The organism is Marinobacter sp. MA (genome assembly GCF_048298425.1).
Lineage (GTDB): Bacteria > Pseudomonadota > Gammaproteobacteria > Pseudomonadales > Oleiphilaceae > Marinobacter > Marinobacter salsuginis.
Genome location: NZ_CP103058.1, coordinates 1541665 through 1566543, shown reverse-complemented (window position 1 = coordinate 1566543; position 24879 = coordinate 1541665). Strand labels below are relative to the sequence as shown.

Genomic DNA, 24879 nt, shown 5'->3' with positions numbered 1-24879 from the left:
AATGTTTAACCGTTTCGGTGAAAAATACCAAATAGATTAAAAGGACTTAGTCCAGCCCAGCCAAAACTTCGGGTCGTCCGAATTGACCGAACCAAGTGCGTTACTTGAATCGATATCAGCGTACTCCAGATTAACACTAAAAGCTCCAAAGCTCTCCGCATCTTTGGTGATGTTGACAGCTGCATGTCCGTAGCTCGCCTCGCCAATAGACGCCTTGCTATCATCAGTGAAATCATAATAGCCAATCAAAACACCTGTGCTGAAATCGTCTTCCAGCGGCACATCAACAGATGCGTAATAATAGATATCGCCTTGAACGAACAGCCCATCGCCGCTTACGTCGCTGTTTGCTGTGTAAGCAACACCTATAGATGCAATGCTGTAATTCAACTCTCCGTATATTTCGCCAAAATCAATAGATTCAGGAGCATCAGGGTAAGAGTAATAAATGTACCCAACATCGTAACCAATATCCTCGATTGCACCGGAGAAGCCAGCATAAAGATCAAGCTCATAGCTCGTCCCATCGCCGAAATCCACATTGGAGCCCCAGCCGCCAAAATAAAGCCCCGACGCATGTTCGTAGTCAAGCCCGCCTTGCGTCGCCGTTGAGCCATCTGTTTGTGTCACACCACGAAATAAGTAGTTGCTTGTTACACCTAAATTTGCACTTACATTAGCGTTGGCAATTAACGGGACCGCTTGGAGGGTTACGAGCAAACCAACACTTAGCAAACAATCCTTAGTCGAGATACGTCTTTTCATCGTTTTCACCTTAAATTTTGACAGCTTAGTTATTTGCGCATCGAATAACGCATCTACAATGACTGCATATTTTGCGCCAACTTTTAGAGACTTAGTTTATGAGCAATTATTGTCAAATCAGGTCCATAGTTAATAAAATCCGTTGAATATTTAATCATTCAATGCAATGAACATTTTGCTTCATAGTTTCGCATTGCTCGACGATAGTGCACTCATTAATAATGCGCACCAAATAGGAACAAAAACTGAAATAAAAATATCACTAAAGTAGAATATTTTTAACGCAAAAATTCGAGATAAGATATGGTTCTATTAGGAAAATAGAGGTAGGTCTTAATTGGTCATGAATACTACTAAAAAAACTCTGAGTAAAGAATGCAAATTTCCAACTTTTTGCACTCTGTCTTTTTTTCGAAATTGATCAGCCTTAAAGCGCGACTTTCGCCGTTTTTGGAAAAATTAACAAAATCTATCATCAAACTAATCTTGGAGCCACGCAATTGCGCGCCTGGCTCCAAATAAACAACGATAAATGTTATTGCTTTGCCAAAAGATCCCCAATCAACTCTTTAATCAATCTATGTTCTTCCTTCAGTTTTTTGATGGTCTCGATCTCTTCCACACGATACTGGGAGGAACGTTCATCTATGCTCTTATTAGGATAGGTTCTTGCCTCGTTGTATCTGTCCGCTTGCCCTCCTGCGAGGGCTATTGAAGCACCACTTGCCAGGAAAGAAGCTACTAGAATCATGGATACTTTCTTCATAAAACGGCTCCGATATTTATTCCAATTAGACCGACAAAATTCAATGGCCTCGGATGATCAGTAGAACATCGAAACTTTAAACACACTTGAAAATCTATGGTGATGAAACGTTTTTTTAGCGTTTACCCCTAGCTCAAAAGCCATTCAGGTCGGCTTTGATGACACTAAACCTAATTTTTCAATGCCTGAGAAAATAAGACTAGGCCAGACCTATCTGAAGGCCAGAGCCGCCCTCCCTCAGGTTCGCACCCGTTGCGGCACGCTTCGATTCCAACTATGCTTTCGGACCGGAACACCTCTGTTTGCTTTCAACTGAACCCTTCCGCTCAATCGACAAAAGCACCCTCATGACAGCGCAGAAAAGCATCCGAAAAACTGCACTCCAATATGGCATGGTTTTTAGCATCCTGTATTTTCTGCTTATTTTTTTCTCACACACCTATGTGATAGAGGAGCTTTCGAACGAGTCCAGAAAACATCGTCTTGACAAAGAGGTGGAGAGTTTTCAAACCATCATTGCAAACGAAATGCCGACGGCCGACGAGATCGGAAGCATGATCGATCAATTCCAATTGCTACTGGAACACGCCCTCATTGTTGAAATGAAAGATGGAAGCGTCATTGCCAGTAACAACGTAAATCAAACGAAGTTGCGTATGATCTCAGAAAAGCCGGCGGGCTTTGTCGAAATATCCCACGGTGCGGATCGCCTTCTCGGATTAAAACGTGGTGTCGGAATTGATAGTTCGCTTTCGTCAATCACCATCTTGGAAATGGAAAGCGGACTAGCTGAGCGATCCAGTGGGGCTCACCTGACCTTGCTGGCTGCCTCCGCAATATTACTTGTTGTTCTCTTGGCTCTGGTAGGCACCACTACTTACCTGGCTTTGAAACCGATCGAACACATCAAGGAAGACATGAGGAGACTGCAATCTGGCAAACAACCTCGTTTGAATCCTGACGCACCAGAGGAGTTCAGTCCGCTGATCAAACAGTTCAATAACCTACTTGAACTAGCAAGTCGTCGCCTTGACCGCCATCGCCGCCTCAATTCCGATCTTTCTCACATGGTCAAGACCTCGATCTCTGCCAATCTCGCAATCTTGTCAGACACTGGTTCATTACCTCCGTCCCGCGACGACATAGAGTTCATGACCTCCAACCTAAAGGATCTAAGCCGGTCCTTGAACTACCGCATGAGCAAGGCAGATATCTCCGGCAGGCAGATGGGGCAAACATGTTTGCCGATTGAAATAGCGAACAACGTCATTTCTGTCATGGAAAAAATCTTTCCCGATAAGAGTTTCCGTATTAATACATCCTTGCCGAATAACTTCAGTTGGCCCATGGAGCGTCAGGACCTATCAGAGTTATTCGGTAACCTGCTCGAAAACGGCGGGAAGTGGAGTCAGGCTGAGATTGACGTTTCAATAAGCCAGACCGATTCCGGGCTAACGATAGAAGTTGCAGACGACGGCCCTGGGATTACTCCAGAAGCGGCCTCAAAAGTGATGGATAGAGGTTCCCGGCTTGACGAAACCGTTTCTGGATTTGGATTGGGACTGTCCATCGTGTCCGAAATACTAGAAGACAATTTCGGACGGATGAACATTGGCCCCTCAGAAACGGGGGGCGCCAGAATTACAGTTGTGCTTCCTTTCCCAGAGTAGAGCACAACCATAATTCCTCCGCCCCGCTATGACGGAGGGACTACCCTCCCCTGCTCGCGATCAAAACTGTGTATTTCCACCTCTTTTCTACCGTTGCATATCATCGAGTTTAGCCCTTGAGAAGCGCGTGAATAGAGCCGGCAAAACAAAAAGCGTTAGGAAAGTCGCAGTCACGAGACCACCTACAATCACGCTGGCCAATGGCTTCTGGATTTCCGCACCCACGCCCGTCGACAATAGCATCGGTATCAAACCGAGTGCCGAGGTTATTGCTGTCATCAAGACAGGACGCAAACGGGAGACGGCACCTTCAAACACCGCGGCATCCACGCTTAACCCATCCTGTATTCGCTGATTGATGCTTTCGACCATAACGACTCCGTTAAGCACCGCCACACCAAACAGTGTGATAAATCCAACGGAACTGGGCACGGAAAGGTACTGGCCGGAGATCCAGAGTGAAAAGACGCCACCAATGACAGCAAGCGGTACGTTGACAAGAATCAGCAGCGCCTGACCAACCGAACTGAAAGCAAAGTACAACAACAACGCAATCAGACCCAAGGATACAGGAACCACAATGGCCAATCGCTTCTGAGCTCGCTGCTGGTTTTCAAATTGACCACCAATATCCACCGAATAGCCGGGGGGAAGGTTCACTTCTGACGCGATGGTATCTTGAATATCGGCAACCACACTGCCCATGTCACGACCCTGCACATTGGACTGAATGACCACACGGCGCTGCACGTCATCGCGGCGCACCTGAGGCGGGCCGGACTCAATAGACACATCGGCCACATCACCGAGTCTCACCCAGGCCCCGGACGGCGCTTGTAACCTGAGATCGGCAATGGCATCCCGGTCCTCCCGGAAACGTTTGGCCAGACGCACATAGATATCGTACCGCTCATTTCCGTTGATGATCTGGCCTGCGGCGGCACCACCCAGTCCATCCCGGACGACACTCATCACATCAGACACGGCGAGTCCGTACCGGGAGAGTGCCTGACGGTCAGGCTGAACCACCAACTGCGCTTCACCAGCAATCTGCTCCATGGCGACGTCTCGTGTTCCCTGAACTGTTCGGACCGCCGCTTCAATCTGCTGGCCTTTCTCCGCCAGTACGTCGAGATCCGGGCCAAAGAGTTTGATGGCCAACTGCGCACGAACACCTGACAACAATTCATCAACCCGAGTCGCGATAGGCTGAGAAAAGTTAAACAGTAGCCCCGGGTGCTGTTCGAGCTTCTCCTCAAACAGGGCCTGCAATTCGTAGCGATTACTGGCGCTGGTCCACTCCGAAGTTGGCTTTAAGCCAATATAGATCTCTATGTTGTTGACGGGCTCCGGGTCGCCCCCTATTTCTGCTCGACCAGCCCGGGACAGAGCGTAAGTCACTTCTGGAAATTCCATCAACATGGCTTCCAGTTTTGGCGCAACTTCAATCGCCGTATCAAGGCTTGATGAAGGGGCCAGCGTCACCCGGAGGTTGATCGTCCCTTCTTCCAGTTCAGGGACAAACTCAGTGCCGAGTCGCGGCACGACCAGGGCCGCCAGCACCACAAGAACAGCGGCAGCACCGACAACAGATCGGGTGTGTTTCAGCGACCAGTCAAGGCCCTGGCGATAAAGCTTCTCAAGAGGTTTTAAAACGAAGCTTTCCCGTTCCCGGATACCCTTGCGAAACACAAACGAAGCCAACGCAGGCACGACGATCAGAGCAACGATCACAGCGGACACAATGGCCAGCATGATGCTGATCGCCATTGGCTGGAACAGCTTGGCTTCCACACCTTCAAAGCTGAACAGAGGCATGAAAACGACCAAGATAATCGCCGTGGCGAAAAAGATGGGGCGCGCCACTTCCCGGCCGGCTTCCTGGAGTCTGAGCGCAATGCCATGATCATCGTGTGACGCGTCCAACGGATCGGGGTCGTTTTCAATCAATTCATCTCGATGGGCGTCATGCTCAGCATCGGGATGCGTCAGATGTTTGAACATGTTCTCGACCATAACAACAGAGCCGTCCACCAGCATGCCAATTGCCACAGCAATGCCGCCCAGAGACATCAAGTTGGCCGAGAGACCGAACCAGGCCATGATCATCAGGGCAATACCGATGGAAATCGGTATTGAAAGCAGCACGAGCGTTGTTGCTCGCAGATTCATCAGGAAGAGAGCAAGCACAATCGCAATAAACACAAAAGCCAACAAAAGCGCATTCGTCACCGTCTCTACTGCCTTGGTCACCAGATCCGCCTGGTTGTAATAGGGCTCAAAACGAACCCCACTCGGAAGCGCCTGATTTATGCGCTCAATGCGAGCCTCGATGCCGTCGATGGTGGCTTTTGTGTTGGCCCCCATTCGTTTGAGTACAATGCCAGAAACCACTTCACCCAGTTGTTCAACTTGACCGTCTTCGTCCTTCCGGGTCATGGTCACCGCACCCTGGCGAATTTCAGTGCCAAGTCCCACCTGAGCGACATCGTCCACGGTTACTGTGATGCCGTCACTGGTTTTAACGGGTACCTGACGGATCTGCTCCAGCCCCTGCTCGCCATTGCCCAGCCATCCCATACCGCGAATAACCAACTGCTCCTGTCCGCGGCCCATATACCAGCCCCCAACATTGGAGTTGTTGTTTTCCAGGGCATGCATGACGTCATTCTGTGATAAGTCATAGGACAACATTCGAGCCGGATTCAGGTTCACCTGGTACTGGCGAACTTCTCCGCCAAACGACAGGATTTCTGTAACCCCTTCGGCCGGTATCAGCAACAGTTTGACCAGCCAGTCGTGCAAGCTGCGCAATTCCATTGCGTCGTACCCCGAATTCGGGTCCGCTATCAACAAGTACTGGTAGACTTGGCCGAGACCGGACGTATTCGGGCCCATTTCAGGCACCCCGACCCCGTCCGGAATCAGCTCCCGCGCGGCCTGCAACCGCTCGAACACCAGTTGACGCGCGAAATAGATATCCGTGCCCTCTTTAAAGACCACGGTGACACCGGACAACCCGGTTTTGGAAATGGATCGAACCTCCTCAACATCCGGCAACGCATACATCACCGCTTCAATGGGATAGGTGATCAGCTGCTCGACCTCCTCAGCCGCAAGTCCGGGCGCCTCTGTGTTAACAGCGACCTGGACGTTTGTAACGTCAGGGAAGGCATCAAGATTCAGTTTTGGGATCTGAAACGCGGCCGTGGCGATAAGCACTGCTAGCGCAATAAGAACCAACAGGCGGTTCTGAACCGCCCAGTCGACAACTCGGTTGAACATAATGGCTCCCGGAATCAGTGGTTGTGTGGGTCAAAGCCGCCTTTGGCAATTTCAGAGGCCACAAAAAATGCGCCCCGCGAAACAATCCGCTGGCCTGCAGTCAGGCCGGAAATTTCACGGAGTCCGCCAATTGAGCGGCCCAGTTCCACTTCCACAGGCTCATACTCCCCTTCAGCCTCTTCCACATAGACCGTCCAGTCGCCATCGGCCCTTCGCATCAAGGCGCTCTCCGGCACCGCAAGTACCGGCTCCTTGGTTTTAAAAAGGAAATACACATCTGCAAACATTCCGGGATGAAAACGATCTTCAGGATTGTCCAGCTCCAACCGAACAATCCGCGTGCGGGTCACAGCATCAATGGTATGAGCTTCTTGGGATACCGTTGCCACAGCTACACGACCTGCAACTCTTACTTCCGCTTCTGCTCCTTGCTTAAGGACAATGTCGGAGTTTGCTGGCAGGTGAGCCTCTACCCAAAGTTCGCTTTCATTAGCCAGAGTCACCAGCGGTTGGCCTGCCTCAACTCTTTGTCCTTGCTCAAACTCATCGGTCAGCACTGCGCCGTCCACGCGAGCCCTGAGCGTGTATTCACCGAGACTACCTACGCCGCTGGCCTTCAACGCACCAATGTCATCATCGTTTAGCCCATAAGCAAGCAGAGTCGCCCTCGCCGCTTCAATATTGGCTTTCGCGGTATTGAACCGTTGATCACCCACCACGGAACGACCCAGCCCGCTGATTCGCTCCCATTCAGGAAAAGCCTTCCTGTAATCAGCCTGCGCCTGTGCCACCGTCTCACTGAACAGGGTTACCAGCGGCTGACCTTTGGTTACGTGCTCACCCAATTCCACGTGACGTCTCAACACCACCGAGGCAACTCGGGGGGACACGTGATAGCTGGTATAGCCGTTGGTCAGCAGCTCACCGGGAGCGTAAATTTCATAGTCAACGCGCTTGCTCTCGAGGGTTGCTACTTCAATGCCGGCAAGCTCTTTTTGTTTGGCATTGATGCTTGCGGAGGTTGCTTCTTCATGACCACCATCGCTCTCCTCTTCGTGGCCATGACCTTCTTCTTCATGCTCACGTTCTTCAGCATGTCCGCCCTCATGCTCATCCTCTTCACCGGTGCCTTCTCGATGATCGTCGCCACCGGCGGCATGATCGTGGCCCGCCTCGTTATGAGCATCTTCCTCGGCCTGCACCAGTGAAGGGGGAGCTATAAACAGCGTCAAAACAAATACTGAAATCAGAGTTTTTTTCATGATGAATATCCAGTTTCCAGAATATTATTGGAAGGGGGTGATCAGTTCGCCAGACTGGCTCAAGAGCTCAATCAGGCCCAGCTGCGCCAGCTTTTCCAGTTCAATACCGGTTTTCAGACTCTCCGCGCGCTGGCCCAGCGCCTGGAGATACTCAGAGGTGGAGAGGTCGCCGACCTGCCACTGCTTCTCAAGCAAATCGGCACTTCGCTGTACACGCCCCTGGGATAGTTCTTTCCATCGACGGAGTTGCTTGTCGTATCGCTTCCAGGAAGCGCGAGCGCCTGCCAGGTCATATTGTCGTTTCCGGTAGAGCGCCTGAAACCGCGCTTCCGCCTCCAGAGCCCGTCGATTCGCAGCCCGGGTTTCAGCGCTGTAGTTATTACGGACGTTCAGAGGGATCGAGAATGTCAGGCCAACCACGTTCTCGCCGCCGTCACGCCCTCCGCTCAGCCCTACTGTCGGCGATGCTGTGGCTTTGCGTCTGGCAACCTCTGCCTCACTTTTCAGCACCTGCCACTCGGCTCGAGCGGCAGCAATTGACGGGTGTGCCAGCAGATCAGCATCACCAATCTCGGACTCCAGCGCTGACCATATATACTCGGGGATTCCCCCATCCTGAGGCCTCCAGTCCGGCAGACGTTCTCTAACTTGAGTTTCTGCTCGATCAACTGCGGCCTTTGCCTGGGCGACTTCGCTCAACTGACGGGATAGATTTAAAAACAGAAGCTCTGCGTCGGCACGCCCCAGATCACCTGCCTGCTGGCGCTGTTCAACCTGGTCCAGCAAGGCATCCAGGCGCTGCTGTTGGGATTCAGCAATTTCCTCTAACAGCGTAGTGGTGCGCCACTCGACAAGCGCAAACAATGATTCAGACGTTTGTGTCAGGACTGCTTCGCTCAAGCCAGCTTGCGCAGAAAGCCTGATCAGCTTTGCCTTCTCCTTTAATGCGCCCTGTTGATCAGACCAATCGATCGTTTGTGACAGCCCTGCCTCAAAGTTATTCTCACTGCCCGTTCTGTCTGCTCCCACGGATAACTCCGGGTTATACAGCGGTTGTTCGCTTGCCTGAGCGTCCTCTTTCCGCGCTGCCGCCTGCTCTGTCGCTGCCAGTACCTCCGGGTGCTTACTTATCTGGCCTGTGAGCCAATTCGCCCAATTGACAGTCTCCGCTTGACCTAACAGAGGAATGGACAATAGTACTGAACACAGCAACGCCCGAGGCGAGTGCTTGCTTGCCTTCATCATCGTTCTCCCGAAGCAATTAGTAGCCAAAAATTATGGGCGGTAAGAAGCCCGTGACGAGGTAGGAAGTGATCGGAATCTTAAGTGTGAACTTTGAAATGAGTTTGAATTTGCAGCCTATTTTAGAAAAATCGCCTAGGGCCTGCGCGACATAAGCTTTTGACCTGCCATGTTTTGAACCGGTTCATCGCCCGACTGGCCAGCAGGTCAACCGGGGCGCCAGGATGGCTCACGGCATAACCCTCAGACCGAGTAATCAGGGAAAGGCTGTTAACCGTTTTCAGCCTGGTGACACCTTCCCGCACCATGAGCATTGACTATTGACTCGATAGTTACAGAGCCGTAAAGTTTATAGACAGAAATGCGAATTGTTTGCACCTGCATTACCACCAGCAAATGATAACGGAGAATAACCACATGTTTAAACCTTGCCGACTATCACTGGCCGTGGCAATCAGCCTTGCCCCGGGTCTGAACTGGGCCGCCGGAGATAACCAGCCCCAGATGCTTGAACCCATGGAAATCATTGGCGATGCTTCTGCCGTCCAGACCTTGCCAGGGTCAGGCTACGTTGTTGGTGAGCAGCAGATGAAAACCGAAGTTGAGACCGACATCAACCAGGTACTGAAAACCGTTCCGGGTGTCTATGTGCGGGAAGAGGAAGGCCTGGGTCTGCGACCTAACATCGGCATCCGCGGCGCCACGGCCGAGCGCAGCAGCAATGTCACCCTGATGGAAGATGGCATTCTTATCGCACCGGCGCCCTACTCCAATCCGGCCGCCTATTATTTCCCGACGCTGAAGCGGATGTCCTCGCTGGAAGTGCTCAAGGGTGCCCCGCTGCTGCGCTATGGCCCGCAAACCACCGGTGGTGTCGTCAACCTGATTTCCACACCCATTCCCGATCAGCGGCAGGGCTATATTGAGTCCGTCACCAACGACCGCGGCTCCACCGACGTTCATGTAACCTACGGTGACACGGCCGGCGACTGGGGCTACCTGCTTGAGACCGTCCAGCGCTCCGCGAAAGGCTTCAAGGAAATTGACCGCAGCAACCGCGATACCGGCTTTGATATCGAAGACTATGTCGGCAAACTACGCTGGCAGGGAGAGCGCCAGAGCGTGACCGCCAAGCTGCAATACTCCGAGGAAACCTCCAACTCCAGTTACCTCGGCCTGACCGATGCGGACTTCAGCCAGGATCCGAACCGGCGTTACGGGTTGTCCAGCATCGACCAGATGAACAATACCCACTCCGGTATCAGCCTGACCCATCAGTTCGATTGGAGTAACACCGTAAGCAGCACGGCCACCCTCTATCGCAACGACTTCAAGCGGAACTGGTTCAAGCTCAGCGGCGGCGGAAGCATCATCGACTCGGCAAACGGCGGCGACGCCAATGCCCAGGGTATTCTGGACGGCACAGTTGATGCCAGCGGTCTGGATTACAAAAACAACGCCAGGGACTACCTGTCCGAGGGCGTGCAGGTAAACTTTGATGTCGACATGGGCAGCCACCAGTTTGATTTCGGCGCCCGCTACCACGAAGATGAAATGGATCGTTTCCAGCCAGTCGATGTTTATGACCAGGTCAACGGCTCTCTGGTGTTCCAGAACACTGTCGCCCCCACGGGCAGCAATAATCGCTTTGAGACCGGCGAGGCCCTGAGCTTCTGGGCGCTCGACACCTGGCAGGCGACGGACAAGCTCAGCGTTAACCTCGCCCTGCGCTACGAGGATGTGAAAACCGGTCGCACCCAATACGCGGATCCCGGCCGCACAACCATCGACAGCACCCGCGCCAATGAGAGTGCTGAACTCCTGCCCGGCACTTCCTTTACCTATGACCTATCCCAAAGCTGGCAGGTTCTGGGTGGCGTACACCGGGGTTTCTCACCTCTCGGGGGTGGTGCCAAGGCAAACGAAGAGCCGGAAACCAGCAAGAACTGGGAGGCCGGCCTCCGGTACTTTGGCAATGCGTTCTTCGCGGAAATGATCGGCTTCTACAGCGACTTCTCCAACAAGGCCGAAAACTGTTCCGTGGGATCGCCGTGCAGCAATGGCGCCACCTCTGGCAGTTTTGTAACCGGCGAGGCTGAAATTTCCGGTGTTGAGTTCCAGCTCCAGACCGGCACGCGGGCGGGCGAGTTCTACCTTCCGGTTAGCCTTACCTACACCTTTACCCAAGCGGAAATCAGCAAGGACAATGCTGCCTCGGGCCTGACAAAAGGTGAGCAGCTCAAAGACGTACCTGAAAACCAGATGAGCTTCCGGACAGGCATGGAACACCCAAGTGGCTGGGACAACTACCTTGTGGCCACCTACGTCGATGAAATGTGCGTCAGCGCAGGTTGCAACAACACCGCCACGAAACTGGACGAGACCGAGTCCCTGTTCCTGGTTGATTTCATCAGCCGCTACGCACTGACCGCCAGTGCGGATGTCTTCCTGAAAGTGGACAATGTGTTCGATGAGCAGCAAATTGTCTCACGTTTGCCCGATGGCGCCATGGCAAACCTACCACGCACCGCTTCATTGGGGATAAGCGTCAACTTCTGACGAACAACCGGATGGCGCCTGATTTCCGGGTGGCTTCGCGTTTACGTCACGACAGCAAAGAGCCCGAGGCTGGGGCTCAGATTGCTGATAAACCCTCGTCATTACGGCGGGGGTTTGTTGTAGTTGGAGCCTCGACTTTTTAGAGACTGACCCATTCTCAAAGCGCCGCTTCCGCCGCAACACGAACATGAAGTGGTCGGCCGGCGCAACTCGCCGCTCAATCCACGGACGATGCTAAAGTTACTGATTTATGCCTACGCCACCATTGTCTTCTCTTCGCGCAAGATCAAACAAGCAATTTGAGCTTTTCGACTCGTTGCGGGCGGCCTAGGCGAGGTCTGAAATCTTTCAGCCGGGAATGGAGCTGTGATGGCGGCTCGCGCGACCAGCACAGCCGCGATGCCACCATCCAGCTTAAATAGAACTAGCTTGAAGTGGGTTGAAGTGCGCTTTCGTTGGCCGCACCATCCTCGATGCGAACAGCCCGAACCAGGCGGGATACCAGTACCTTGCCGTCCCCCGGGTGTCCATCCCGGGTCCTGCTCGTTCGCACAATGATGTCCACAACTTCATCGGCAACAGTTTCGGTCGCTACATCTACTTCCAGCTTGACCATCTTCACTTTCTCCAGAGGCGACTCATCACCGACCAGATGGCCAAATTCGTTGAGAGACACGACGGCAATGCTTGCCACTCCTTGGACTTTTGCTAGAGCATCAACCACATGCTCCGCCATCACCTCTCTGACATAAGCCTTTATTTCGTACATAAACCTTCTCCTGCCTATCAGACTTCAACGTCACGACGTTCGGATGCAAACCACTGGTACACACTGGGCAACACCACCAGCGTCAGCAGCGTTGAGGTGATCAGACCGCCAACCACAACCGTCGCCAGCGGCCGTTGGACATTGGAACCAATACCGTCGGCCAGCAACAAGGGAATCAGCCCCAGAATAGCCACCGAGGCTGTCATCAGAACCGGCCGCAAACGGCGTTGAGCACCCAGCTTGACTGCTTCAATGACTTCGTAGCCTTCGTCCCGCAACTGATTGATGTAGCTCACCATCACCACACCGTTCAGTACGGCTACGCCAAACACAGCGATGAACCCCACCGCTGCAGGCACGGAGAGGTAAAGCCCCGTCACAAAAAGCGCGACAATGCCACCAGTAACCGCAAAGGGCACATTCATGAAGATCAGCGCCGCATAGCGCAGACTGCTGAATGCGGAGAAAAGAAGCAGGAAAATAAGCGCCAGGGTAATCGGCACAACAATCGCCAGCCGCGCCATGGCCCTTTCCTGGTTCTCAAACTGACCACCGAACTCCACGAAATACCCCGGCGGCATGTCCACTTGCTTTTCAATCCGATTGCGCAAATCCTGAACAACACTGCCCATATCGCGACCACGTACGTTCATCTGCACGTACTGTCGCCGACTGGCATTGGAGCGTGAAATTTTCTTGGGTCCCGCGTACATCTCAACATCTGCCACCCGTGAAAGCGGTATCAGCTCGCCGCTGTTGCCCCTAAGGGGAAGCTTCCTGATTTCATCGATGGACCCGCGATAGGACTCTTGCAGCCGGGCGAAAATCTCAAATCGCCGGACACCGTCGAAAACCAGCCCGGCGCTTTTACCGCCAATACCGGTTTCAACCGTACTCATCAGGTTATCGATGCTGATGCCGAACTGCGCCAGCACTTCACGGTCGGGGCGAATAACGATCTGTTTTTTACCCGCACTCTGCTGCGCGCGCACATCCGTTGCACCCGGCACATCATTCGCCAGGGCCGCTACCTCCCTGCCGATCCGGCCCAACTCGTCTAGGTCATCGCCGAAAATGCTGGCAACCAGTTGCGCCTGAACGCCTGACAGGAGTTCGTCGGTTCTGAGCTGAATCGGTTGGGACAGATTGTTGGCAAGCCCCGGGACCCGTTCATCCAAAGCCTCTGCAATCCTGCTTTGGAGATCCTCATAGCTCACGTCCTCTCGCCACTGATCCAGGGGCTTCAGATTGACAAGCGTCGCGACAACGTTCACAGGTTCAGGATCACCACCCACTTCGGCACGACCGATCCTGGCATAGGTGCCGGTGACCTCTGGAAATTCATCTACAACGGACTGAATCCGTTTGCCATATTTGATGGCGGATTCAAGACTGGCTCCAGGTGGCAGTGTCGAGCGAATCTGGAACGTGCCTTCCCTGAGCGTGGGAACGAATTCGCTTCCGAGATAGGGAAAGAGCAGAAGACTGCCTGCAAAAGCAACGACGGCCACGCCCATCACAATCTTAGGGACTTTGACGACAGTATTCACCACCGGCTTGTATAACCGGTTCAGGAACAGAACCAGCTTCGGCTCCTTATGTTGCCCACCCATTTTGAATGAGAGCGAGGCCAGAACCGGCACCAATGTCAACGCGAGTAGCAGCGCACCAATCAACGCGAAGCTGATGGTGTAGGCCATGGGCGAAAACAGCTTGCCCTCAACGCCCTGCAGGGTAAACAGCGGCAAAAAAACAATGATAATGATGCCAATCGCAAACACGATCGGACGAGCCACTTCCCGAGCGGACTCACCTACAAGCCTCAAAACGCTGACCTTTTCATCGGATCGCTCCTCAAGGTGTCGGAAGATGTTCTCTATCATCACGACAGCGCCGTCCACCATCATGCCGATGCCGATAGCCAGCCCCCCCAGACTCATCAGGTTGGCCGACAGGCCCGACATGCGCATGGCAATGAACGCAAAGAGTACAGACAACGGCAATGTCGCCACCACGATCAGTGTGGAACGAACATTTCCGAGGAACAGATAGAGAAAAACCAGTACCAGAACCGAACCTTCAAGCAGTGCTTTCTCGACAGTGCCTATAGCCTTGCCCACCAAGTCTGCCTGAGAGTAATACGCTTCAATCTTCAACCCCTCTGGGAGGGACTTGTTCAGATCGTCGATTTTCGCATTGACGTCCTCAAGCACCTGACTGGTGTTGGTGCCAATCAATTTCATCACGTAACCGCCCACGGATTCCTCACCCGAGGACACCTCTGCCCCACGGCGAATCGCTGGCCCAAGCCCAACCTCCGCCACATCCTTGACGTAAATAGGGGACTCACCCTCACTCTTGGACACAATGATGTTCTGGATGTCTTCGATGCCTTCGTAACCTGAGTCGACCCAACCGTAACCGCGAACAATGTACTCTTCACCGCCTCGCGTAATGAAAGAGGCGCCGACGTTACGATTATTCTGGGTGAGAGCGCCGCGAATATCAGACACCGTCAAGTTCCTTGCCTGAAGCTCCTGCGCATCGATATTGACCTGGTATTGTTTTACCTCGCCGCCGATGGACAGGACACCGGTTACACCCGGCACGGTTCTGAGCTGTGGCTTGACAATCCAGTCTTGGATCGTGCGGATTTCCTGCAGGCTGTACTGCTCTTTATCCTCAGTTTCCAAGGAATACATCAGGATGCGCCCAAGACCGCTTGCGATGGGCCCGAGTTCGGGTTCCCCCATCCCTTCGGGAATCTGGCGCTTGGCCTCGGATAGCCGTTCGTTAACTAGCCGCCTGGCGAAGTAGATATCGGTGCCATCTTCGAAATAGATGGTCACCCGCGAAAGTCCGAAAATCGACGTGCTCTGCACTTTTTCTAACTTGGGAATTCCATACATGCTGATCTCAACGGGATAGGAAATCAGCGTTTCGATATCAACTGGCGACAAACCAGGACTGGTAGTGAACACCTGAACCATGGTCGGTGTCGCGTCCGGAAACGCATCCACCGGCAGTTTTTGAAATGAAAATATGCCGGCAACGATCACGGCGATAGCAAAAACAAGCGTCATCAAACGATTGTTCAGCGCATAATTCACAATTGCGTTGATCATGCTCCCCCCGAGTATTAGTGTCCGTGAGCGGCGCTGCGGCCACTGGCGGTAATGGCCGACATCAGATCAAAAGCGCCCACTGAAACCACTTCCGTGTTTGCGCTGATGCCGGACTTAATCTCTATCCAGTCGTTAGCCTCCTTGCCAAGAGTGACTGGAACCGCCTTGTAGGCTCCCCTTTCATTACCCGGAACAAATACAACGGACTCGTCATCGATGGTTTGCACGGCATCGTGTGGAACCAGGGGCAGTGATGCCGCCGATTCAGTCATGATTCTGGCCGTGGCGTAGGTATTTGGACGAAGGTCGCCGTTGGGGGATTCGAGTACAACGCGAACCGGAATGGTGCGGGTTTCCTCATCAAGCTCATTTGAGATCCAAGACACTTCTCCGGTGTGAAAGCGGTCTTCAACCGACTTTGAGAAGACCTGAACTTCATCTCCGACGGATACCCTGCCAATGTCAGTTTCGGCAACTTGCAACATCACCCACACCACAGAGGTATCAGCCACGGTAAAGGGCGTATCTGAAGAGCTTAAGGTTTGGCCCAACCTGGCATCCATGCGCTCAATACGCCCCTGAATAGGAGAACGGAGCGCGTACTGTGCGAGACTGCTATCAGCGCCTGACGAATCACTGCCAAAAACCGCCAGTTGCTCACGAATTGAATCGTACTCCGCTGTAATTTCAAGATAAGCAGCCTTGGCGTCCAGGAACTCTTCTTCGCTGGTGAAGCTTTCACTCCGCAATTGCTTTTCTCGCTGATACTCCGCAGTCGCGGCTTCTTTCCGAGCTTTCAACGAGTTTAGGCGAGAACGAATGCGAGCCAACTCAACGCTGTTCAGCGCGGCCAACAACTGGCCTTTTTCAACCTGGTCCCCAAGATCAACAGCCAGTCTCGTAAGCTTTCCCTGCAGGAGCGGCCCTACCTCAGCGACGCGATCCGGAACGTAATGAACTTCAGCTGGCGCAGTCACGATATTGTCAGCTCGGCCTCGGGGCACCGTTACAGTCTGCACGGAAAGCAACTCCCTCTGCTCTGGGGTGAGATGAACTTCGCGGGCCTCACTGCCTTCAGCCGAGTGCCCAGCCTCACCCTTTTGGTGCTGCCCTCCTTCGGCTTCCTCGGCGCCGTGCGCCAGTGGCTGATAGACCAGAAAACTGATCGCGACAAACATTATCTGCATATTTCGAATCATCTAAACACCTTCGATATAAGAGAACGTTCAACCATTAATTTTCTTGCCATCAGGAACCGGATGACATTGAAAGGGCACCACCGGTGCTCACTTCCAACGCCCGGACGGCATCGATATAGTCGTGTTGCACTTGGACATATTCCTTCCTCACCGACAAAAGATTGTCCTGGGCAGCTAGGACATCGGAGGCATCGACTTTTCCCGCTTGAAGAGCTTTCTGCATCAGTTGCAGCGTTTCCTCCGAACGTTCGAGAATCGACTCGTTCATCTGGCGCAGTCTGCGTACGGCGGATTCGTACTGAGCTACAGCAGACACGACCTGGCGTTCAGTCGCCAAACGCAGCGCTTCGGCCTCAAGCTCGGAGATTTTCAACTGAGCCGAGGCCTTCCTTTTTTCACCGGAATAGTCATGAAACACGGTCAGAGGCATCGACACACCCGCACCAAAAAGGTTGGATCTTTCCTCCCGCTCGTAGAACCCGAACACTTTCAGGTTCGGAATCGTTAGACTCTTGGCCAGTTTCAGGCCGGACTCATTCGCAGCAATTCTGGCTGCTGCCGCCTTCAGATCCCCTCTCTGGCGCTGAGCCATCGCGACCAGGCGATTAGTTGGTGGCAAGTTGGCACGAGCTACATTGAGCTCTCCCAAGACCTCTACCGCATCAGAGGGGGACACCCCAAGAACTTCCGTCAGGTCAATTTTTGATTGCCTAAGCTTTTGCTCCGCTTCGGCCTTCTGGTTCTTAGCTCTTGCCAAGCCAATGACAGCGGTATTGAGGTCAATTCGGGTCTGTTTGCCCCGCTCAACGGACACCTCAACCAGCTCTTTGGTTCGCCGCATTAGCTCAACGGTGCGGCTTGCCGTTTCCAGCTCTTTCTGTGCAAGCAGAATCTTGAAGTAGGCCGACCGCACTCGGGCCTTGGTCGCCACCTTCAGGTATTCAAGTTCCTGCTGTTGAGAAGTGAGAGTGCTCTGAGCACGCGACTGACCGAGATCGCCCCGATTGCCCATCCAGACTTCCTGAGTGACCCGAACCTCGTAATTCAGTGCCTGATCCGCCTGATCTGGATTGTCACGGCCACTCAGCTCAAGCTCAGGGTTGCTGGGCGCCCAGCGGCTGGCATGATCGAGGTCAGCTTCCTGCATGGACACCGCAGCCCGCCTCAAAGCCAACACCGGGCTATTCTCAAATGCCATTACCATTGCCTCATTCAAGGAGACAGCCTGGCTGGCCTTGGCTTGCTGGTACTCCTTGAGTGAAACGCTCTCCCCGGTGGTGGCTGCCGCCGAAGGCATGACGTTCAAGACTCCGGGTACTATCAGCACCCACAACAACAGTCGTTTGTTCATTCAATATCATCCTGGCTATTTGACTGAGATACATGAATCAGCGTTTTCGCCGTAAATTCCAAGACGACCTTACAGACAAACCTTTAAATCAGTCTGAATGCCGCTCCATAAGAGCTACATTGCGACTGAACGGACATTACTAGCGAACTTTTGGATTAAATGCCGAGGGCAGGTCGAATCGACGAGACAATGGCAGGGATAACGTCGTAAAAGGAGGAGAGGTGAAAGAGCCCCTGACGGCATCGCGTGTAAGTGAACAATAACGTACGACGGGCCTACTGAGGCCCGTCGTGGGGTCCAACTATGTGAAGCAATGTAATAATGAATTAAAAGCTAAACTGCGCAGCCAACTGAAGACGGGTGTTGTCAGCTGACTCACCGTTTGCAAGTTCTTTGTTGGCGTACGACAGCTCAACCCCTACAGTCACCGGATCAGCTACTTGGTAGAAGTTGCTGAAGTAAGCGCTCTCTAGGGTTTGGAAAGAGTTTGGAAAGAGAGTCTCGTCCTGATCACCCTCTAAAAACCCATAGGCCACACTCGTGGTGAATTTTGGCGTCCACTTATGGCTCGCCGCCACGTTGAAGCCGTAAGCCTCGATAGTTTCGAGATCACCATCGGAAGTTATATATGCCTCACCGATGCCAGTCCGACTCGCAGTGCTGTCGTTGTTACTGTACGAGCTGTAAAGATAACGACCTACACCATCACCCAAAACAACTCCGGCCATGAGCGAGGTTTCTGAAGTGACGTTGAGTCGACCAGCCGCCATGACGCCATATCCAAACGCAGCGTCGTCACCTGTAGCACTGACGTCGTCGGTCTTGAGAGAACGGGCCAGGCCAGCAACCTCAAATCCACCACCAGACCCTGCCCACTTGTAACGGGCGGTAAGGTCAGGAACGGTATCACGTGAACCTTCAAACCCACTGGTTTCAGGGTTTTCAGCTGACACCGAGAACTGTCCGTCACCTATTCCCATCGTGTAACGAATCTGTGCCTGACGAATAAAGCTCACACCTACCGGCCCATTAAAGTCCAGTGTGGTCGGGTAAGCCGTAAAGTGCATAAAGTTACTCCACGTCTGACCCGCAAGCCAGCCGTTGAGCTCGCCATAGGCGTGACGAATACGAAGCCCCCGTGAATTGGAGAACAGTTCGTTGCCACCACCGCCGTAGAAGTCTGCCTCAACAACCGTCTTGGCTTCTCCAATATCGGTCGGGGTACTGGTTCCGAGACGCACTCGTGATTGACGGGCATGCGCTCTCAAAGAGCTATCACCATCCTCTACGGATGTATCGAGAACACTCGGGTCGTGCAAGTCACCGATATCCTGGTCTGTGTCGTAAATCATATCCAATTTTACGTAACCACCAATCGTAACCGAAGTGTTAGTGCCGGGCAGCAACCACCCCTTGGAATCATTGGTCCCCGCCATCTGATCCACCTGACTGCGCAAGTCATTGATCTGCTTTTGAAGTTCCGCAGTTGATTGCGCCAAAGCAGATGGGACCACCAGGCCCATGGTTGATATCGCAAGTGTTGCTCTTATCGCTAACCTGAGTTTTTTAGTTTGCATTATAAATCAGTCTCCGTGAGCTTTCGTTATAAGATCCCCTACCGGCGATCGACACCTCATAAACCAAACGCGAAGGCGCTTCGGTTACAGACCACCACCGGTAAGTTGCTGGTTATGCCGGCACTTTCGGCCAGAACAACGCATCGCCATTGATAGCAGATGAACTTGAAACGAAATTGAAAAAAATACCCCCTTAATACCTTTGTATTAACGACCCCATCGCAACCGTTCTTACACCCGTGTCCTCTTTTCATGATTTAATTTTATTTTTTCAAGCTGAGTTAAAGTTCATCTGGTTCCATCAGGGTGCACATCATTCAACTTAAAGGTGACTCTATGAGGAACTATCTCTGGCTCACATCGTTAGCATTAGCCTTGGCGGCAGGAAACCTCCATGCCACTGAGGCCAAGGACGATAAGTTAGCACAAGGCATGCTCTCCAAAAGCAGCATTCAGGATATGAAGAGACAACATAAGGTAATGACACAGGCGGCGTTATCTGAAGTGGGCATGGAGGCACGCCGAAAATTGATGTTATCGACTAAGGACGATATCTATCACGAGATGATCAAATCGGGAGATATCAATCTATCTCAATTGGACCAATTTTCAAAAGATCAGTTTATTCATTAGAAATAATGTCGCATTAATAGAATTTTTGATTGAACAATAGAAACTTGTCGACAAAGATCGTTTTAAAACCAGTTGCATCGTGAATGGTCTCCACCATTCCGTCTTGCCGCACTACTTTTGTAGTGCGGCTTTTTTAGGCCTAGATTTAGTCGATAGCAACTTCCAATTACCTGCTTGGCAGACCACATGCCCAGAAAAAAACAACGCCCTTCAATAAAACGGAAACTGCTTACTTTCCTGACACTAACGGGTTTCGCGTGTACCGGGGTAATATTCTTCTCACACACCCTTTTAATCGACTATATCCATGACGAGCTTCACAGGCAGCAGCTAGAGGCTGCAGCTAACCGGCTCTCAAAGACACTAACAAATGATAAAGAAGAAATTACAAAATCTTCTCTCAGAGATTTTTCATTGTCCCAATATTCTGTTCACATCGAAGACAGTCAAGGTCGGAGTTTTACAAGCGAGAACATTGAACCGAAATTACAGGTGGTAGAATCGTTCAGAAATCCTGGAATTTTTCACATATCGTATAATGATCGATCAATCCTTGGATACTACAAAATATTTAATAACAGACAAGATAAGCTAAGCGTTACTATAATTGAAAAAAGCTCCTACTCCCCAAACACTCTTGACAAAATCCACGGTCTTATATGGATCATATCATTTACAATTCTCGTTACGATATCAATGATCATATTTATTGGGGTAACTATCGCACTAAAACCTTTAAAAATGATGAGCTCCCAATTAACGTCGCTTAAAAATGGTGAGCGTAATAGACTGGATGAGAACGTACCTGAAGAATTCACTGAACTTGTCAAACATCTTAATCGTCTATTAGAGTCGTACGACAAAAAACTTTCCCGTTCACGCCACCTAGCCGCAGATATTTCTCATAGCTTAAAAACCCCCCTTGCCGTCATAAACTCCATGATCAATGACGAAGCCATTCCCACCACAATCGCGAGTCAAATTAAGTCTCAACTGTCTGAAATGCACGAGCTGATCGACACTCAAATGAGAAAAACCGAAATGTCCGGTCAGTACATTGGAAAGGCGACACCGATCATTGAGAGAACTCTGGCACTGGTGGACGTAGTCAGTCGAATCTATCCTTACAAACAGATCCATCTTCAAGAAACATTACCCAGAGAGCTTGTCTGGCCAATTGATGAGCGTGATTTTAATGAGATCTTGGGTAATGTCCTTGATAACGCAAGCAAATGGTGCTCTCAGGAAGTTCATCTACACTTGAAACTTCACGATGACACTTTGACCATTCTTGTTGAAGATGACGGCCCCGGAGTAGCGTCACACCAGCTTGCCGATCTTACCAGGCGCCAGAAAAGACTGGACGAAAAAACTCCTGGCTATGGCCTTGGCCTATCAATCGTTGAGGAAATCACCAATGACTACGGTGGCGCCATGCATTTTTCTATATCACCCAAAGGTGGTCTGCGGGTTCTAATCGAGCTTCCCAGAAGCATTTGACGACTACAAGGGCAACTTATCCAGCTTTAGTCAGCGACCAGCAGGCATAGCAGCCCGATACACCAACGTCTCAACATCAAAACTGTTGCTTTGAACTGAGTTCTCATCAGGCGACATAAAGAACAACCCTGTATTACCTGATACGGGCGACACCGGAGCCGACGTTAGAAGACTTGTTGACTGCGTTTGGGGAGATTTCCCGGATCTCAGCGTCAACCAATCAACTCGCGTATCATAAACACCTATCATATCTTCGGCTGCACTGGATTTCTGTGGAATCCCGATATTAACTGGGTCCTCACCGGAGCGTACGAGCAGGTTCGGCAAAAATAGTGTTTGCCTCGGACTAAACACCAGCTCAGGCGACACGTCGTAAGTCATACTCGTGCCTGCCACCCGGTTTCCAATTTCATAGTCCAGCTGTGGGCCCTCAGTGCCAGCAGGGAAAAATGAAACCTTCCCTTGGGAGACGGTCACCATATTCAAAGGTCCCGGTTTGCTCTGAACAACAGCACCGATTACCCGAAACACTGACGTGTATCGACTTAACTTTTCATGATCGGCCTTATAGAGGTCAGGCCCGTTCGGTGAGATTAATATCTCATAAATCTCTGAACCAAACCCCTGCTCTGAGTAGAAAGACTGCCCGAGAATAGTTTCCCGGCGTCCGTCAGCATCCAAATCCTGCAACCCCAAAATTAAGGGAATGAAACCGATGGCTTCGGCCTCCCCCTCGGCCAACTGGATCAAAGAACTTGAAACGCGACGGCCATTCCACTGATTTAAAATGAGGTAGTATGAGTTCTCTGAAACGTACCAGTCCATTCGGATGACTTTCTCCCGACGGGGCACCTCAATGGACGCCAGGCTCTGAACAGCCCCACTGGAATTAACATGGAAAAAGCTGAGTTTGTTTCCATGCTCCGCCGCAAAATAGTAATCGCTGCCAGAACGAAACGCGGACAACGACTTTGCGTTGATGGGCAGTCTGGCAAATGGAGACGCTAAAGCCTCCTCCTCAACCGGACCTACCCGACCTTCTTCAGCATTGGTCTGTACGATGCCGACCAACCAGGTGTTATTGTAAGTCGCAACGGCTTGACCTCTCCCGGTAACCTGAAAACGCACCAATGGCACATCGTTTGACGCCTCTGGCTCGTCCCGCCACAAAAGATCAGGAAATCGGGCTTTCAACGCCGGCGTTACCGCCCTGGGGTCGCCGGCTCTATCAGTAAACACCGCCGGGATACCGTAAAAGCGTTTCGATACAGCGCCAACGGAGGGCATCGTTCCAAACAGCAATTTCCCTACCGCCTGATCCTTTCCGATACTCTCGATACCGATGACTGCAAGGTTTTGCTCCAGGATGCCTGCATGATCAGGCTCCCACAACACAACAAATAAATCACCTACCTCAACAGTGGCATCGTCGACTGTGAGGGAAAGCACTTTTTGATCACGATCTACCTGAGTGACCTTTGCCTTTGCTGGATGCTCACGCTCAACCGCCTGTACCGCACCAGCTAGTAGTAGCATCAGGAACACAAATACTGCAGAACGAGTCATCATAGGAAAAAGTCACTTAATGCGGATTCATTTTGTATAACAAAAGCGGGGTGGCGCTCCCACCACCCCGTTCTTGTTAGAACTTGTACCTTACCCGACCGGCAACATGAACAATGTCCTGATCGCTTTTGCCGTCCTGCAAGGCAGTTTCTTCCAGCGCATCCATAGCATCGCCTGATGCCAGGTATGCAGCTTCTGCCGACAGCTCAAGCGAAGGGTATGGGAAGTACGAGACCTTGGAGCCAAATTCCAGTCCGAGATCTTTTGAGGACGATCCATCGGCAAGTGCAATGTCCTCAGCCAAGCGGTTGTAGACAATCATTCCGCTGACCGTAATATTGGCCGCTACTTTATGATCGAGCTGTAGCTTGTTCATGAAATACCCTTTGTCGAGGATATAGGGTGTTTCGGCGAAGTAGTCATCGCTCGTCATGTTTTCCTGAAAAATCATACTGTCGCTGAAGTCGACATCCGTGGCGATGAAGGCGTCGAAGTCCCCGTCTTGCTCATTGCCATCGCCCGATGCGTAGAGCACGGTGTACGTCAGTTGGTTTGGTCCAAATTGCAGCCCGAGCTCGCCGCGTCCCAGAAAGGTCGAAAGGTCATAGTTCGTATTGGGATTCGTAGCACCATTCAATGGGACGAAATTTACACCTTCTATTGTTCCGCTTTGGCCAATCACCGTACCCTTCACGAACATGCGGCCTAGCGACGTCTCTTGACCGTAATCCATCTCCACCCCAAAGCTGGAAACGGAATATTTGGAGTTATCAGCGATACTCTTCAGTTCATACTCCCTGCTATTTACCGTACCTATTCCCTCAGCAATTTGATCATTCATCTGATAGAGATAGAAGAGGCCCGCGCTCAGGTTCGGTGAGTAACGCTTGTTCAGGTTGATCGCAAAGTTGTCCGCGCCATCCCAGCCTTCGTCCTGTTCTGAGTCGACGCCGCTCTCATTGGAAGAGTCACCTCGCCCCCATAACAACTGATAGTCAAATCCAGAGCCCAGTGAGCCTTTCCAAACAGCGGCTGTGGCGGTTTCAGTCCAGACATGTCGGTTCACTGACACCGGCTGCAAGCCCAGCGATACGCGCTGGTCTAGCGTGTTGGGCACCAAAAAATCCACATAAGCCCACCGTGTTTCGATGTTCACACCATCACCGGAATAGTCGCCACCCGAACCCTCACCGTAGCGGATGCCTCCAATCTCCGTCGCGAATACACCGGTAACGTTTTTGTCGTCGGAAGTTGCCTTCGCCCAGAAGCGATATTTGACCTCGCCGAAGCTCTCGGTCGGCTCGTCATCTTTCAGCGTACCGCCACCTGAGTTACCACCAGAAAACCAGTCTCTTTGATTGGTGTAAGCCTGAAAGCGGTTATCCATATCACCGTGGAATTCAATCTCCGCTGCCGTCGCGGCCCAACTTCCCGACAGTGTTGTCATCCCCGCAATCGCAGTGGCCAGAATGTTGCGTTTCAACGTAGTCTCCTCCAGTTTCTTTCTTGATTGTTTGTGATGTTCGATTCGTACGGATAGTGGCGTAAATCTTAAAACCAGCTAGAACACCGGACGAAAGACCAAAAAAAAGGCGGGAATGAAGCATTCC

The 24879-nt window shown here is 51.9% G+C and carries 16 protein-coding genes; 4 read left to right on the top strand and 12 right to left on the bottom strand.

Annotated features, from left to right (window positions below):
- Positions 1 to 36: 36 nt before the first annotated feature.
- Both NUW46_RS07325 and NUW46_RS07320 read right to left on the bottom strand, forming a co-directional pair.
- A complete protein-coding gene (locus NUW46_RS07325) occupies positions 37 to 765 on the bottom strand; it encodes a TorF family putative porin (protein WP_041644866.1) in 729 nt (242 codons plus the stop codon).
- A gap of 535 nt (positions 766 to 1300) precedes the next feature.
- Positions 1301 to 1531, bottom strand: a complete 231-nt coding sequence (locus NUW46_RS07320) for a hypothetical protein (protein ID WP_014575748.1) — start codon at positions 1529 to 1531, stop codon at positions 1301 to 1303.
- A gap of 302 nt (positions 1532 to 1833) precedes the next feature.
- On the opposite strand from NUW46_RS07320, the gene NUW46_RS07315 reads away from it, so the two are divergent.
- A complete protein-coding gene (locus NUW46_RS07315; RefSeq protein WP_014575747.1) occupies positions 1834 to 3201 on the top strand; it encodes a sensor histidine kinase in 1368 nt (455 codons plus the stop codon).
- A gap of 87 nt (positions 3202 to 3288) precedes the next feature.
- On the opposite strand, the gene NUW46_RS07310 is transcribed toward NUW46_RS07315, so the two are convergent.
- The 3 genes from NUW46_RS07310 to NUW46_RS07300 are packed head-to-tail and all read right to left on the bottom strand — an operon-like array spanning position 3289 to position 8990.
- Positions 3289 to 6486, bottom strand: coding sequence for an efflux RND transporter permease subunit (locus NUW46_RS07310; RefSeq protein WP_014575746.1), 3198 nt, complete (start codon positions 6484 to 6486; stop codon positions 3289 to 3291).
- 14 nt (positions 6487 to 6500) lie between these two features.
- Positions 6501 to 7748: an efflux RND transporter periplasmic adaptor subunit gene (locus tag NUW46_RS07305; RefSeq protein ID WP_062785126.1), complete on the bottom strand. Its 1248-nt coding sequence runs from the start codon at positions 7746 to 7748 to the stop codon at positions 6501 to 6503.
- Positions 7749 to 7772: 24 nt separating this feature from the next.
- Positions 7773 to 8990: a TolC family protein gene (locus NUW46_RS07300; protein WP_041644864.1), complete on the bottom strand. Its 1218-nt coding sequence runs from the start codon at positions 8988 to 8990 to the stop codon at positions 7773 to 7775.
- A 417-nt stretch (positions 8991 to 9407) separates the two neighbouring features.
- Between NUW46_RS07300 and NUW46_RS07295 the strand changes: the two genes are divergently transcribed.
- Positions 9408 to 11549, top strand: coding sequence for a TonB-dependent receptor family protein (locus NUW46_RS07295; RefSeq protein WP_041644863.1), 2142 nt, complete (start codon positions 9408 to 9410; stop codon positions 11547 to 11549).
- Positions 11550 to 11973: 424 nt separating this feature from the next.
- Here NUW46_RS07295 and NUW46_RS07290 read toward each other — a convergent pair whose 3' ends face one another.
- The 5 genes from NUW46_RS07290 to NUW46_RS07270 all read right to left on the bottom strand — a co-directional run bounded on the left by NUW46_RS07290 (position 11974) and on the right by NUW46_RS07270 (position 19570).
- The gene (locus NUW46_RS07290; RefSeq protein WP_014575742.1) at positions 11974 to 12318 is read right to left on the bottom strand and encodes a P-II family nitrogen regulator; all 345 of its coding nucleotides are present in this window, start codon (positions 12316 to 12318) and stop codon (positions 11974 to 11976) included.
- A 17-nt stretch (positions 12319 to 12335) separates the two neighbouring features.
- Positions 12336 to 15443, bottom strand: coding sequence for an efflux RND transporter permease subunit (locus tag NUW46_RS07285; protein ID WP_014575741.1), 3108 nt, complete (start codon positions 15441 to 15443; stop codon positions 12336 to 12338).
- Positions 15444 to 15457: 14 nt separating this feature from the next.
- Positions 15458 to 16642: an efflux RND transporter periplasmic adaptor subunit gene (locus NUW46_RS07280; protein ID WP_014575740.1), complete on the bottom strand. Its 1185-nt coding sequence runs from the start codon at positions 16640 to 16642 to the stop codon at positions 15458 to 15460.
- Between the two features lie 49 nt (positions 16643 to 16691).
- A complete protein-coding gene (locus NUW46_RS07275; protein ID WP_041644862.1) occupies positions 16692 to 17993 on the bottom strand; it encodes a TolC family protein in 1302 nt (433 codons plus the stop codon).
- 326 nt (positions 17994 to 18319) lie between these two features.
- On the bottom strand, positions 18320 to 19570 hold the full coding sequence (locus tag NUW46_RS07270; protein ID WP_014575737.1) for a DcaP family trimeric outer membrane transporter: 1251 nt from the start codon (positions 19568 to 19570) through the stop codon (positions 18320 to 18322).
- Positions 19571 to 19906: 336 nt separating this feature from the next.
- On the opposite strand from NUW46_RS07270, the gene NUW46_RS07265 reads away from it, so the two are divergent.
- The gene (locus NUW46_RS07265) at positions 19907 to 20203 is read left to right on the top strand and encodes a hypothetical protein (RefSeq protein ID WP_041644860.1); all 297 of its coding nucleotides are present in this window, start codon (positions 19907 to 19909) and stop codon (positions 20201 to 20203) included.
- Between the two features lie 186 nt (positions 20204 to 20389).
- On the top strand, positions 20390 to 21703 hold the full coding sequence (locus tag NUW46_RS07260; protein WP_014575735.1) for an ATP-binding protein: 1314 nt from the start codon (positions 20390 to 20392) through the stop codon (positions 21701 to 21703).
- Between the two features lie 30 nt (positions 21704 to 21733).
- On the opposite strand, the gene NUW46_RS07255 is transcribed toward NUW46_RS07260, so the two are convergent.
- Positions 21734 to 23272 carry a hypothetical protein gene (locus NUW46_RS07255; RefSeq protein ID WP_014575734.1) on the bottom strand — a complete coding sequence of 513 codons (1539 nt, stop codon included), beginning with the start codon at positions 23270 to 23272 and terminating at the stop codon, positions 21734 to 21736.
- Between the two features lie 73 nt (positions 23273 to 23345).
- On the bottom strand, positions 23346 to 24752 hold the full coding sequence (locus NUW46_RS07250) for a hypothetical protein (RefSeq protein ID WP_014575733.1): 1407 nt from the start codon (positions 24750 to 24752) through the stop codon (positions 23346 to 23348).
- Positions 24753 to 24879: the final 127 nt, after the last annotated feature.

What these genes read in the sequence shown, in the direction of transcription:
- NUW46_RS07300 (WP_041644864.1), bottom strand. Translation starts at nt 8,990, where the DNA reads ATGAAGGCAAGCAAGCACTCGCCTCGGGCGTTGCTGTGTTCAGTACTA.
- NUW46_RS07285 (WP_014575741.1), bottom strand. Translation starts at nt 15,443, where the DNA reads ATGATCAACGCAATTGTGAATTATGCGCTGAACAATCGTTTGATGACG.
- NUW46_RS07325 (WP_041644866.1), bottom strand. Translation starts at nt 765, where the DNA reads ATGAAAAGACGTATCTCGACTAAGGATTGTTTGCTAAGTGTTGGTTTG.
- NUW46_RS07310 (WP_014575746.1), bottom strand. Translation starts at nt 6,486, where the DNA reads ATGTTCAACCGAGTTGTCGACTGGGCGGTTCAGAACCGCCTGTTGGTT.
- NUW46_RS07270 (WP_014575737.1), bottom strand. Translation starts at nt 19,570, where the DNA reads ATGCAAACTAAAAAACTCAGGTTAGCGATAAGAGCAACACTTGCGATA.
- NUW46_RS07280 (WP_014575740.1), bottom strand. Translation starts at nt 16,642, where the DNA reads ATGATTCGAAATATGCAGATAATGTTTGTCGCGATCAGTTTTCTGGTC.
- NUW46_RS07260 (WP_014575735.1), top strand. Translation starts at nt 20,390, where the DNA reads ATGCCCAGAAAAAAACAACGCCCTTCAATAAAACGGAAACTGCTTACT.
- NUW46_RS07305 (WP_062785126.1), bottom strand. Translation starts at nt 7,748, where the DNA reads ATGAAAAAAACTCTGATTTCAGTATTTGTTTTGACGCTGTTTATAGCT.
- NUW46_RS07275 (WP_041644862.1), bottom strand. Translation starts at nt 17,993, where the DNA reads ATGAACAAACGACTGTTGTTGTGGGTGCTGATAGTACCCGGAGTCTTG.
- NUW46_RS07295 (WP_041644863.1), top strand. Translation starts at nt 9,408, where the DNA reads ATGTTTAAACCTTGCCGACTATCACTGGCCGTGGCAATCAGCCTTGCC.
- NUW46_RS07320 (WP_014575748.1), bottom strand. Translation starts at nt 1,531, where the DNA reads ATGAAGAAAGTATCCATGATTCTAGTAGCTTCTTTCCTGGCAAGTGGT.
- NUW46_RS07255 (WP_014575734.1), bottom strand. Translation starts at nt 23,272, where the DNA reads ATGATGACTCGTTCTGCAGTATTTGTGTTCCTGATGCTACTACTAGCT.
- NUW46_RS07290 (WP_014575742.1), bottom strand. Translation starts at nt 12,318, where the DNA reads ATGTACGAAATAAAGGCTTATGTCAGAGAGGTGATGGCGGAGCATGTG.
- NUW46_RS07265 (WP_041644860.1), top strand. Translation starts at nt 19,907, where the DNA reads ATGAGGAACTATCTCTGGCTCACATCGTTAGCATTAGCCTTGGCGGCA.